This is a genomic window from Bacillus sp. 05T21 (assembly GCF_056396785.1).
In genome coordinates, this window is record NZ_JBFTMD010000002.1 from 181,616 (window position 1) to 194,045 (window position 12,430).

General features: G+C 35.5%; 12 protein-coding genes and 1 riboswitch. Of the genes, 1 reads left to right on the forward strand and 11 read right to left on the reverse strand.

Annotated elements, in window-relative coordinates:
• Positions 1–57 precede the first annotated feature (57 nt).
• Positions 58–197: riboswitch (FMN riboswitch) on the reverse strand.
• Between the two features lie 248 nt (positions 198–445).
• Complete coding sequence (locus tag AC1DKZ_RS05850; protein WP_002011767.1) at positions 446–1,132, forward strand: hypothetical protein; 687 nt, start codon at positions 446–448, stop codon at positions 1,130–1,132.
• 183 nt (positions 1,133–1,315) lie between these two features.
• Here the strand turns inward: AC1DKZ_RS05850 and AC1DKZ_RS05855 are convergent, their stop codons facing one another.
• From AC1DKZ_RS05855 to AC1DKZ_RS05905, 11 genes are all read right to left on the reverse strand, one after another.
• Positions 1,316–1,930, reverse strand: a complete 615-nt coding sequence (locus AC1DKZ_RS05855) for a peptidoglycan DD-metalloendopeptidase family protein (RefSeq protein ID WP_002141020.1) — start codon at positions 1,928–1,930, stop codon at positions 1,316–1,318.
• Positions 1,931–2,015: 85 nt separating this feature from the next.
• Positions 2,016–2,597 carry a cob(I)yrinic acid a,c-diamide adenosyltransferase gene (locus AC1DKZ_RS05860; RefSeq protein ID WP_476995785.1) on the reverse strand — a complete coding sequence of 194 codons (582 nt, stop codon included), beginning with the start codon at positions 2,595–2,597 and terminating at the stop codon, positions 2,016–2,018.
• A 141-nt stretch (positions 2,598–2,738) separates the two neighbouring features.
• Positions 2,739–4,514, reverse strand: coding sequence for a sensor histidine kinase ResE (resE, locus tag AC1DKZ_RS05865; RefSeq protein ID WP_219301817.1), 1,776 nt, complete (start codon positions 4,512–4,514; stop codon positions 2,739–2,741).
• Complete coding sequence (gene resD, locus AC1DKZ_RS05870; RefSeq protein ID WP_002011758.1) at positions 4,514–5,230, reverse strand: DNA-binding response regulator ResD; 717 nt, start codon at positions 5,228–5,230, stop codon at positions 4,514–4,516. Before resD ends, resE begins: the two co-directional genes overlap by 1 nt.
• A 301-nt stretch (positions 5,231–5,531) precedes the next feature.
• Positions 5,532–6,689, reverse strand: a complete 1,158-nt coding sequence (gene resC / locus AC1DKZ_RS05875; protein ID WP_476995786.1) for a cytochrome c biogenesis protein ResC — start codon at positions 6,687–6,689, stop codon at positions 5,532–5,534.
• An 18-nt stretch (positions 6,690–6,707) separates the two neighbouring features.
• Positions 6,708–8,324 carry a cytochrome c biogenesis protein ResB gene (gene resB, locus AC1DKZ_RS05880; protein WP_476995787.1) on the reverse strand — a complete coding sequence of 539 codons (1,617 nt, stop codon included), beginning with the start codon at positions 8,322–8,324 and terminating at the stop codon, positions 6,708–6,710.
• Positions 8,325–8,448: 124 nt separating this feature from the next.
• Positions 8,449–8,970, reverse strand: coding sequence for a thiol-disulfide oxidoreductase ResA (gene resA, locus AC1DKZ_RS05885; protein WP_002064495.1), 522 nt, complete (start codon positions 8,968–8,970; stop codon positions 8,449–8,451).
• A gap of 94 nt (positions 8,971–9,064) precedes the next feature.
• Entirely contained in the window at positions 9,065–9,793 is a 729-nt protein-coding gene (gene rluB / locus AC1DKZ_RS05890) for a 23S rRNA pseudouridine(2605) synthase RluB (protein ID WP_476995788.1), read from the reverse strand.
• A 289-nt stretch (positions 9,794–10,082) separates the two neighbouring features.
• Positions 10,083–10,613, reverse strand: a complete 531-nt coding sequence (gene spmB / locus AC1DKZ_RS05895) for a spore maturation protein SpmB (protein WP_002201161.1) — start codon at positions 10,611–10,613, stop codon at positions 10,083–10,085.
• Entirely contained in the window at positions 10,610–11,206 is a 597-nt protein-coding gene (gene spmA, locus AC1DKZ_RS05900; RefSeq protein ID WP_002086662.1) for a spore maturation protein SpmA, read from the reverse strand. Before spmA ends, spmB begins: the two co-directional genes overlap by 4 nt.
• Positions 11,199–12,323, reverse strand: coding sequence for a D-alanyl-D-alanine carboxypeptidase family protein (locus AC1DKZ_RS05905; RefSeq protein ID WP_113937035.1), 1,125 nt, complete (start codon positions 12,321–12,323; stop codon positions 11,199–11,201). Before AC1DKZ_RS05905 ends, spmA begins: the two co-directional genes overlap by 8 nt.
• Between the last annotated feature and the right edge of the window lie 107 nt (positions 12,324–12,430).

The window sequence follows — 12,430 nt, forward strand, 5'->3', positions numbered from 1 at the left end:
AATTTTAAGGCACATCAAACAGACGTTCAAATACTTATCTTTTTTGAACGCTTGAACCTCCATCTTCTCCCATCCAGACTGTACTGTCGGCTTTGGAATCACACCAAATCCTGCCTTAACGGCTCGCGGGCTTAGAACGAAATTATTAACTGTTCATCACCGCCGGTCGGGATTTTCACCCTGCCCCGAAGATAGACCGATATTCTATTTTCCACTTCATTATACAACAACATGATCGTATTGTGAACAAAAAAAATGTAACTTACTAAAAATAAGTTATTAATTTTATATAATTAAAGAAACGATCACTATATTTTACAATACAACCCATATTTTTTATAATTCGGTATTTCTCCTATGAATCCCCCTAGTCATATGTCGTCAAAAGTGATAAGATGTTGAATTGTTAAGATAAGAACATTTTCTGAGTTATGGAGGAAATGTCATGAAGAAAGATAAAAGACACTCTATTCGAGAAGCAATGAAAAAGAACTTAAGAAAAGAATACTTTTATTTGAAAAAAGAATTACTTTTCTACTGTCCAATTGATCTAGGCACATTCTCAAGAGAGACATACTACGCTACTTTTGACCAAGATGGCATAAGTATTTATCAGTATGATAAAAAAACAGAAAGTAAATTAAAATTGTGTGAGCGTCATCCATGGAAGAGTTGGAATAAGGTAAAAGTTGATCACTATTTAACAACTTCTCAATTTATTTTCCAAGGTGAGCGAAACTGGATTTTATCCCTTTTCCAAAAAGGAAAAGAAGCTCAAAAAATAATTGAAGAACATACATCTTTACAAACGGAAGTTGTTTCCCGTCCGTTTTCCAAGAAACTTCCTGGCTTCCGTTCTGATACACCATTGAATAAATACATCGGTAGCATTTGTTACACTGCACTTATTGCATTTTTATTAAAATGGATGATTCCATTTCAAGCACCACAAATCGCCCTGTATTCTCTTTCAATTGGCTTTATGCTTCTTGGTTTACTTTGTCTTACAATTGGTCTAATCGAACCAACTATCGTACTATTTCGGACAAAAGAAAAAACAAGAACAAAAGTCTTTTACTTATATAGCTACTTAGCTATTACTGGATTTATATGTGTCTTTATTTTTTGGTAAAAGAAGCCGTCCCAAAAGATCTTTTGGGACGGTTTTTCGTTAAGGATAGGTTGCTCTTACTGTCGCATTTTATTATTAGTCGACATTTCTTGTCGAAATGTCGATATAATTTCATTTACTATCGCAATCTTAAATAAGAAGAAAATAAATTTATTCAAAAGTTATGCTTTTGGGACGTTGCCTTTACTTGACGTATAGTTGTTGGTTCGGATAGATTTGCTCTTGTCGCAATCCATTCCTCACTTTAATTTCCTCAACTGTCATACTAAATTTCCGGGCAATACCCACTAAAGTATCACCTTTTTGTACAATATATAGTGATGATGACACAACTTGATTTTTTTGTTCATTTAAAACAAGCAACGGATTCATCGCATTCCTTTTCTCCATCGTCCATCTCCCTTGATGCACTTCTAAATGTAAATGCGCTCCTCGCGATTCTCCTGTATTCCCTACCTCTCCAATTAGCTCTCCTTTTGAAATGTTATCACCTTGAACTACATATCTCTTATTTAAATGCGCATAAACAGCCTCATATTCTCCATGTTTAATAAACACAACATTTCCATAACTACTTGAAAAATAAGACTTTGTCACCTTACCATTTTGAATAGCTGCAACAGGCGTTCCAATTGGCGCAGCTATATCAATACCATAGTGTTTCCCATGTCTTGTCCCAAAATAATCACTTATCTGCCCATCAACAGGCCATATCCACTGATTCCCTTCAGCGTAAACATGTAATTGAGATAAAAATAATACACTCAATATCACCACGCCACATTTTAACGCTTTCATATACATCCTCCGTTTTCTAATAACCGTCATACCTTCTCTATTGTGGGATATTACAGAAAAAAGTATACAAAAAAAAGAAAGTGTATTACTCCACTTCCTTCTCTTCTTTATTACGAAAAACAAGTGCACTGCGGTTATATTCCACATCTTTCACTTGTAAACGCGCATTTATTACTCTAGCAAGCGCAAATAAATAATCAGATAACCTATTTACATACTTTAGAACAATTTCATTGGTTTCTCCTTCTTTTTGCAATGACACTATACAACGTTCTGCTCTTCTTATAACTGTACGTGCAATGTGTAGTGCAGCCGATATCTCGCTACCGCCTGGTAAAATAAAACGCTCTAAAGGCGGCGCTCCTTCTGTATACGAATCAATTCGACTCTCTAAATACTCGACCATCTCTATCGTTACTTTATAAGGGATTTTCTTCTCTACTATTGCTAAATCCCCTCCACAATCAAATAGTTCATGTTGAATATTTTCAAGTTCGTTATAAATGTTACGAAAACATTCCTCTTGTAATTTAGACATGGCATATCCGATATGAGAATTCGCCTCATCAATTGTTCCATAAGCTTCTACACGTATATGATCTTTATCCACTCGGCCACCTATGACACTCGTTTCCCCTTTATCACCTGTTTTTGTATAAAGTTTCATTTCATTATGACACCTCTCTTTTTATTTTCATTCTGATTATTAAAGAAAAAAACTCTACCATTCTTTATTTAATTGCACTTACAAAAAAATAAAAAACAGTAAAGCTTTTATTCATGATCAACTTTTTAAAAACATATATATCTAAATTATACGATTTGGTAAATATACAGAGAATGTAGTTCCTTCTCCAACGACACTTGATACAAAAATCTTCCCTTCATGACCTTGAACAATATTTTTAGCAATCGCAAGCCCGAGTCCTGTTCCAATTTTTTTCCCGCGAGTTCTCGCTTTATCAGCTTTATAGAATCGATCGAACAAGAACGGAATATCTTCTTCTGGAATACCAACACCTGAATCTTGCACTTCGAAAGTAAGGCCACTATTTTTCGTATTAATTACAAGTGTAACATGTCCACCTGCATTTGTATGACGGATTGCATTATCAATTAAATTCGTCAGTACCTGTTCCATACGGTCTGCATCAAACGGATATTGTGCAATTGGACTTTGGAAATCCACTGTTAATTGGACTTCTTTATCCTTTGCAATCCCCTGGAATTTACGGCCAATTTTTTCGACAAATGGATGAATATCTACTTCACCTATATGTAACTCTACATGTCCACTTTCCATACGGGCTAAATCTAATAACTCATTTACAAGTTTACCTAAACGAACAGATTCATCATAAATAATTTGAACAAACTCATTAATTTCTTCTTTCGTTTGCACAATATCATCTAAAATTGCTTCACTATATCCTTGAAGCATTACCATCGGTGTACGAAGTTCATGTGATACATTCGCAATAAAGTCTTGACGCATTTTCTCAAGACGACGCTCCTCCGTCATATCTCGCAATACTGCTACAGCTCCACGAATTTTTGTTTGATTGTAAAGCGGTGTCATAAGAACTACGTAGTTACCTTTTTGCAAATTAATTTCAACAACTTGTTGTTGCTCACTTTCTACAACGAGATGGAATAGTTCAACAAGTTCAGAAGGCAGTTTTTTAATTAACTCTACTTCTTTTTCTTCTTGCCAAACTTGTAAGAAGTTTTCTGCCGGTGGGTTGATAACAACGACTTCACCTTCTTGATTTAACGTAATAACACCATCTGCCATACTACTCAAAATGCTAGCTAACTGCTCTTTTTCTTGCTGCAGGGCATTCATATTAAACTTCAACTGTTTCCCCATTTGATTTAAAGCAGTTGCAAGCTCACCAATTTCGTCCTGCGACACCATAGGGGCTTTCGTATCAAATTTCCCGCGCGCTACCTCAAATGCAACCTCACGCATTTTACGAAGCGGTGCCGTAATTCGAGTAGATAAGAAAAATGCAAAGAAAGTTGTTAAAATAATCGCAATCCCGGCTGATAAGAAAATAAAATCAGTCGTTCTCTCCATACCTTGTATTGGAACTTGCAATGATTCATATACAAACACTGCACTTTGATTTTTTGACTGTACTGGTTTCCCGACGATCATAATATCATTTTCAGTATTTTTATTCTTCCTACTATTAGAAGCTTTTCTAATGTTATTTTTAATTTCTTTTTTGTCTTTAAATACAGCCGCTAATTCTTTATCTTCTTTTAAATTATCTATTGTTAGAGTAACTAACCCTTCTTGTTTCGGAGAAGAGGAAATCTCCTTACCATCTTCTACAATAATGATTCTTGAAAGTGGATCAGAGAATTTGTACGCGATATTCTCAATCGTTTTTACATCGGCACCTTCTTCAATTAACTCTGAAACACTAGTTGCAACTTTTTGAAGCCTAGCTTCACTCATATCAACATAATATGTTCTAAAAAACTGTGAAAGTAAAATCGCAACAAATCCAAGAACAAACGAAACGAGAAGTAATATGGTCATCCATAACTTCCCTACTACACTTCTCCAAAGCATCAGTCGTTCACAACCTCAAACTTGTAACCTACGCCCCAAACGGTAACAATCATCTTCGCTGCATCTGGTGATTGTTTACTTAACTTTTCACGTAAACGCTTTACATGCGTATCAACTGTACGTAAATCTCCGAAGAACTCATATTGCCATACTTCTTTTAACAATTGCTCACGGTCAAAAACTTTATCCGGGGATTTCGCTAAGAATAATAGTAATTCATATTCTTTCGGTGTTAAGTTTACTTCATTACCATCCGCTGTAACGCGGTGCGCATCATTATCAATTGTTAAATGAGGGAAAACAGTAACATCTTTCGTCGTTGTATCTTGTGTAAAGAATGTCGTTGGTACAGCACGGCGTAATACCGCTTTCACACGAAGTACTACTTCACGCGGGCTAAACGGCTTTACAATATAATCATCAGTTCCAACTTCAAACCCTTGTACCCTATTTACTTCTTCACCTTTTGCTGTCAGCATAATAATTGGCGTCGCTTTCTTCTCACGAATCCCTTTACACACTTCGATACCATCTTTACCAGGCATCATAATATCCAGTAGGATTAAATCATAATCATTTTGTAACGCCATTTCTAAAGCTGTATCACCATTATCCGCTTCTTCAATTGTGTATTGCTCTCTTTCTAAATACATCTTTAATAAACGACGAATACGATCCTCATCGTCTACAATTAAAATTCTTGATTCATTTTCCATTTCTACCCGCTGCGTACTTTTACCACAACGGTTTACACCTACCCTTCTACAATATAATGTTGCACCTATCCTCGTTTAATTAAGCATTTTTTAACGTTCCACTTCCCATATTATGCTTCACAAGAATAATAAAGTTTGTTCATTTTTTTTCCAAAACTATGTATTTTTTTTGAACAGTATATTTGGTCCTCGACATCATTTTACAGAATCAACCGCTACTTTGTCATGTTTTTCTCAAAAAAGAAGAAAATTTGACAAAAATAAAATAGGAAAGTGACATACACTCTCCTATTTTAGTTCTCTATGCATATGAATGTAAACCCGCGATAATTAAGTTTACTACAATAAAGTTAAACATAATGATTGCAAAACCAATCACTGCAAGCCAGGCGGATTTTTCTCCATGCCATCCTTTAGATAAACGTAAATGTAATACCGCAGCATAAAAGAGCCAAGTAATAAGCGCCCAAACTTCTTTTGGATCCCAACCCCAAAAGCGCGTCCAAGCGATTTGAGCCCAGATCATTGCAAAGATTAATGCTCCTAATGTAAACACCGGGAAGCCTATCGCAATAGAACGATATCCGATTTCATCTAATAAATCACTATTCGTATTCTTTACTAACGGCTGAAGTGCCGCTGACACTCGCTTACGTAAAACAAGTCTTAATACAATATAAAGTAGCGTTCCGACTAACACTGACCAAATAACAGTATTTAACTTTTTCGCATTTACAATCGCTGGAACTTCAACCGCCGGTTCTAATTTATTTTCTGTCATTAACTTCCCTTCATGCGGTCCAACTAAAGCAGGGAGATTATACTTCATTTCAACTTGTTGTTCATTTTTATCAATCCATTGAAACTTCGCTTCGTATTTCATACTAGAAAATACCGTTGTTATTCCAATAAACCCAACTGTACAAACAAGTGTGAAAACTACTGTCTCTAACCAAAATGTACGCTTACTTCTTGTTGATTGATCTACATTTTTCAGTAAATACATTATGCCTGTAATAAAACTAATTGCTAATATTGCTTGTCCCGCTGCCGCTGTCGTTACATGAATATGTAGCCAATTACTCTTTAAAGATGGGATAAGCGGCGAAATTTCTCTCGGGAACATACTTGCATAAGCGATTAATAAAAGAGCTACCGGTAAAGCAAATAAACCAATAATACTTACACTATATACAAAGTACATAATGATAAAAGCTCCCACAAGCATCATGCCAAAAAATGTACCAAATTCAAAAAAGTTACTAACCGGTGCATGTCCTGATGCGATCCATCTTGTAACAAAATATACTATTTGTGCAATAAATCCTAAAATTGTTATAGTTATACCTATATTTGCCCACTTGTTACCTTTTTCTTTAATTGCTCCTCCAAAAAATAAAGTTGCAATTAAATATAAGATAAACGCCGCGAACAGAAAATTACTACTTATTTGTACCATATCGTTTCCCCACCTTAACTAATTTTTTTCATTCATTTTATCGTGTGGTTGTGGAATCGCTGTTCCTTCTAGTACTCTTTCAATATCTTTCTTTAAGCCGAACCAATTTTTATTCGTATGGCCTGCAACYCACCATTCATCATTAACACGTTGTATCCAAATACGGCGATGGTTCCAATACATACCTTGAATCACACCAACCATAAATATAAATCCTCCAATCCCGAGAATCCAAAGCGTCAAATCTTTTCTTACTGTAAGAGCTGTTGCATTTTGCATTTCCACACCTGCAAATGACATTTTATATTTATTATTCCCGTCAGGCTCTATGTTTTGCTGAATACCGACGAAACTAACTTCACCATCTGGTGTTTCCGGGGTAAACATTTTAAAGACGAATGCAGGATTATTCGGTAATTTTGTTTTCGTATTCGGCCTTCCATTCTCATCAAAATAAAAATCAGGAAAATAGCTTAATAGTTCTAGAGAATACCCATTTCCTAAATCATATTTTTCTGTAGGATTCGCTAAATCTACTTTAATCGGTCCCAACTTTTGATTATTTTCTTTGTTTTGCAAATGGAAAGACATGCTTTTAAATTCACTTTCTTTGTAATCCACTTGATAAACAGCAAATTGATCAAATTTCAGTGGCTCATTCACTCGAATTTCAGCTTCTTTTACCTTTTCTAATTTTGGTTTTTGACCCGCTATATTTTCTCCTACCGCTTTATATAATACAGCATTTGTTTGGAAGTTTTTCGCAATCATTTTATCACCAACACGATCAATTGCTTCATCAAAAACTTCTTTATCCTTACTCTTATCATAAACTTCCTTGATAAACTTTTCGTTTTTCAAATAGTATTGACCTTCTGTTCCTGGTATTTCTTTCGTTTCACCGTCACGTAACCAAAGTGCTTCATCTACATACATACTCGGTAAAAAACGTAGCATTGCACCGAATAGAAAGATAATAAGACCAATATGGTTTACATATGGACCCCAACGTGAAAAACGTCCCTTTTCCGCTAAAACGTTCCCGTCTTCCACTTTCACATTATAATTACGTTTCTTTAAATTAATTTGAACTCGTTCTAAGTCACCTTCATGCGGCGTACCAGTCCCGTGCACTCTCTGTCTTTTCAAAAAACTTGGGTGTCTTTTCACCCCTTGTTTTTTTAAAGCTTTATAAAGAGGAATGACACGGTCTAAACTACATATAACAAGTGAAATACCAATAGAAGCAATTAAAATCATGTACCACCATGATCCATATAAATTATTAAATCCTAATTGATAGTATAATTGTCCTAAAAATCCATACTCGGTCTTATAATATTCAGCTGGTTCGATTCCTGGAGTTATGTACATTTCTTGGGGAAAGATAGTTCCTATTGCCGATGCAGCTAAAGTTATTACGATTAACCATACACCTACTTTTACAGAAGAGAAAAAACTCCAAATTTTATCGACTATCGTTTTTGTATGTGTGAGAGATCTCCGAGCACTCCCCTCATATCTCATATCCAATAATTTTATATTTTCATTACTTTCAAATGGTTTCCCACATGCTTCACAAAAAATGGTTCCTATCGGATTAACATGTCCACATTCACACTTAATTTCTTTCAAAGCTCTCACCGCCCTTTTATCTATATGTACTATTGTATATTCCAGCTTAGAGTTACCGCAATACTCAGAATTTTTAAAGCGAAGGCGCTATACGTAAGCACCTCTTATGTAAAGGCTTTCTTAATTATGGAGTGATTTTCTTTAAGTACTCTTCCAATTGTTCCTTCGTTTGCTCACCTATAATTTGCTCTACTACTTTTCCTTCTTTATCAATTAAAAAGGTTGTTGGTAATGGTCCCACTCCATATGTACCTATGATCTTTTGCCCTTTATCAATTGCAACTGGGAATTTCAAATCATATTGTTTCACAAAGTTCTTCACTGCGATATCCGTTTCATCTGCATCTAAGGCAATAATTTCAACGCCTTTTTCTTTATATTTCGGATATAACTCATTCATATAAGGCATTTCTTTTTCACAAGGTTTACACCAAGTTCCCCAAAAATTTAAAAATACACCTTTTCCCTTTAAATCTTTTAATTCAATATTCTTTCCTTCTAAATCAGTTACAACAAAGTTAGGTGCTTCTTTTCCAATTTGCATTTTCTCTTTATCAGTAAAAAATCCTTGATATAGCGTAAACCCTACCGCACCGCTTAAAATGAGCAAAATGATAACACGAAATAATAAGCGATTTTTTTTCATGTTGTCTCCCCTCTCTTCGACGAGTGATAAATATATGTATTTTTTAATAAATCACCAGCGGAGCATTCCACTGGTGAAAGTTTCACAATATAGATTAGCGAGGCTTTGTAGAAGCCAATGCACGTAATTGTTTCACCTCATGTGGTGTTAATTCTCTTGCATCACCAGGACGCAAGCTACCCACTTCTAAAAAGGCATAACGTTCACGTTTTAATTTCATTACTTTACAATCTAACGCTTCAAACATGCGGCGTACTTGACGGTTACGTCCTTCATGAATCGTTAATTGTACAATCGCCATCTCTTTACGCTTGTCCCAAGAAATAATTTTCACTTGTGCTGGTGCTGTTTTCCCATCTTCTAATACAACACCTCGTTCTAACATGCGAATTTTATCACCTGTTAATGGCCCTTTAATTTTCGCAACATACGTTTTTTCAACCTTATATCTCGGATGCATTAATACATTTGCAAATTCACCATCATTTGTCATCAATAATACGCCAGACGTATCATAATCTAAGCGTCCTATTGGGAATAAACGTTGTCTAATTTCAGGGAAAAAGTCTGTTACAACATTTCTTCCTTTATCATCTGATACACTTGAAATTACACCAGTTGGTTTATATAGTAAAAAATAAACAGGTTCTTCTTTTTCAAGAGGGATGTTATTTACTTCCACTTTATCTTGAGGAGTTACTTTTGTTCCTAACTCCTTCACTATTTTCCCATTAACTTTCACTTTCCCTTGCTGAATTAATTCCTCAGCCTTTCTTCTCGATGCAATACCTGCTTGCGCAATCACTTTTTGTAATCGTTCCATTTCTTTTTTTCACCTCAAATTTATCTTACCTTACATTAGAAAGACTTGGCAACCGCCTAAGCTTTATGCCATTTACTTCGCCTACCTTTAACAACATAGCAATGATAATAAACGTATAAAGGCTATATCACGTTTTCACCCTTTATTATTATTTACACTTTTTCATGTTGTCCACGATAAAAGTTCACCATTTTGTCAAAAATACCGCATAAAAAAACCACTATTAAACTACACGTTAATAGTGGTCGTATACGTATTATAAGCGAAATAGCGCAAAAAATGAATAGCATTACCGAAACAATAGGGAAACAAACACAATCGAACAAATAATTCCGATTAAATCTGCAAAAAGTCCTACCTTTAATGCATCTCCCATTTTTCTAATACCGACAGCCCCAAAGTATACTGTTAATATATAAAAAGTCGTATCTGTGCTACCTTGCATCGTTGAAGCTAACCTACCAATAAACGAGTCTGGCCCATATGTAGCGATTAAGTCGGTCGTAATACTTAAACCAGCAGATCCCGAAATCGGACGTATAAGTGCAAGTGGAACGATTTCGGCTGGTACATGAATAAGGTCTAACATCGGCTTCATTACCGATATCATCGCATCTAGAGCACCTGATGCCCTGAAAATAGAAATAGATACAAGCATTCCAACCATAAACGGCAAAATGGAAACCGCAATTTGAATCCCTTCTTTTCCGCCCTCAACGAACGATTCGTACGTTGGAACTTTCTTTATCGTGCCATACAAAAGGATAAAACCAATTACACAAGGAATTACCCATAATGAAATTGTATTTACAATACTCATTTTTTCCGCCCCTTTCTACTCCTTCTCCGGTAAAAATAGCGGTCAATCCAAATCGCTCCAATCATCGATAACACTTGTGCTATAAATGTTACGCCAACGATTTCAGTAGGGTTTGCTGATTCATAAGTCATTCGAATCGAAATGACAGTAGTCGGAATTAATGTAATCGCTGAAGTATTTAATGCTAGAAACGTCACCATAGAACGACTTGCTGAATCCTTTCCACCATTTAACTCTTTCAGTTGTTCCATTGCTTTAATACCTAAAGGTGTTGCTGCATTACCTAACCCAAAAAAGTTCGCCATCATATTTGATAAAATGAATCCCATTGACGGGTGATCCTTCGGTATTTCTGGAAATAATCTTTTTACTATCGGCATAAAAAGTGATACTAACTTCTTTAACAATCCAGCTTCCTCAGCAATTTTCATTAAACCGAGCCAAAATACTAAAACACTAATAAGTCCAATACAAATCGTTACAGCATCTTTTGACCCTTCAAACACTGCTTTGGTCACTTCTTCCATCGTTCCATTTATCATGGCATACACAATCCCTATAACTGCCATCGCTGCCCATACGAGATTAACCATCTATCCCAACACCTATCATGTAAGAGAAGATTTCTTTTACGTTATTCCAATACATTCCCGTTGTAGCTACTAACTTTCGTTTACTGTAAAACAAATTTCGTTCTCCAACTTTCTCGTTCCCTACATAAATTTCTGTCTTCCCAATCTTTACTCCATCCGTAAGTTTTGCACTTTTATCGAGCTCAACTTTCAATAACACGCTCTTTCTTTCCTCTTCAGTTAAAGGTACAGAAAAACTATTTTTCGTATAAACATGATTGGCATATTTCTTTTCATTTATTTCAGCGAGTGCGCCTTGTCCTAAAACTTTCGCTTGCTTATAGCGTTCAAAGCCTTTATCAAACAAATTCATATGATCATCCCAGTCACTAGAAGCACTCAAAGTTACGACAATTAAATCTAGTCCATCTTTTGAAGCTGTTGTGACAAGCGTCCGTCCTGCTTTCTTCGTAAAACCTGTCTTTCCCCCTGTTGCAAATTCATAATAAGATGTCACAAGCTTATGTTTATTTTTCCACGGATAATCCCAAGAATCTGATTTATACGTTTTTGTTCCAAAAATTTTCTTAAAGGTCTCGTTCCCCATTGCATATTTCGTTAATAATGCCATGTCATAAGCCGACGAATAATGCGATCCATCCCCATCCAAGCCATGCGGGTTTGAGAAATGCGTATCTTTCATTCCGATTTCTTTCGCCTTTTGATTCATTAAATATACAAATCCTTCTATACTCCCTCCCACATTTTCAGCAATTACTTGTGCTGCATCATTACCAGATCTAAGCATTAATCCGTAAACTAAATCTTCTAACTTAACTTTTTGTCCAGGTTTTAAATAAATTGCCGATCCTTCTACTCGTACCGCTTCATTACTAACCGATACTAATTCTTTCATTTTTCCTGATTCAGCAGCTAACAATGCTGTCATAATTTTTGTTATACTAGCAATTTTTTGTGGCTCATGTTCTAATTTCCCATATAGCACACGACCGGATTGTTGTTCCATTAAGACTGCGTTACGAGCACTGACACCACCGTTCATTTTTGCATATGCAGGAATTGGCATAACGCTTGCGTACATTATAATTAGCGTAATTATTATACAAATTCGTCTCATATTTCCCCCCACGTCCTTTTGGCACTTTTTGTACAAGTGTATGCTTGGCCTTTTAAAATATGAACGAAATTTTCCTTCCACCTCCACTAAAAAAGACGCATGAGATA

Excerpts from the sequence above, each read along its gene's own strand:
- resD (WP_002011758.1), bottom strand. The coding sequence starts at position 5,230 with ATGGAAAATGAATCAAGAATTTTAATTGTAGACGATGAGGATCGTATT.
- resE (WP_219301817.1), bottom strand. The coding sequence starts at position 4,514 with ATGCTTTGGAGAAGTGTAGTAGGGAAGTTATGGATGACCATATTACTT.
- AC1DKZ_RS05905 (WP_113937035.1), bottom strand. The coding sequence starts at position 12,323 with ATGAGACGAATTTGTATAATAATTACGCTAATTATAATGTACGCAAGC.
- AC1DKZ_RS05850 (WP_002011767.1), top strand. The coding sequence starts at position 446 with ATGAAGAAAGATAAAAGACACTCTATTCGAGAAGCAATGAAAAAGAAC.
- spmB (WP_002201161.1), bottom strand. The coding sequence starts at position 10,613 with ATGAGTATTGTAAATACAATTTCATTATGGGTAATTCCTTGTGTAATT.
- spmA (WP_002086662.1), bottom strand. The coding sequence starts at position 11,206 with ATGGTTAATCTCGTATGGGCAGCGATGGCAGTTATAGGGATTGTGTAT.
- AC1DKZ_RS05860 (WP_476995785.1), bottom strand. The coding sequence starts at position 2,597 with ATGAAACTTTATACAAAAACAGGTGATAAAGGGGAAACGAGTGTCATA.
- resA (WP_002064495.1), bottom strand. The coding sequence starts at position 8,970 with ATGAAAAAAAATCGCTTATTATTTCGTGTTATCATTTTGCTCATTTTA.
- resC (WP_476995786.1), bottom strand. The coding sequence starts at position 6,689 with ATGGTACAAATAAGTAGTAATTTTCTGTTCGCGGCGTTTATCTTATAT.
- rluB (WP_476995788.1), bottom strand. The coding sequence starts at position 9,793 with ATGGAACGATTACAAAAAGTGATTGCGCAAGCAGGTATTGCATCGAGA.
- AC1DKZ_RS05855 (WP_002141020.1), bottom strand. The coding sequence starts at position 1,930 with ATGAAAGCGTTAAAATGTGGCGTGGTGATATTGAGTGTATTATTTTTA.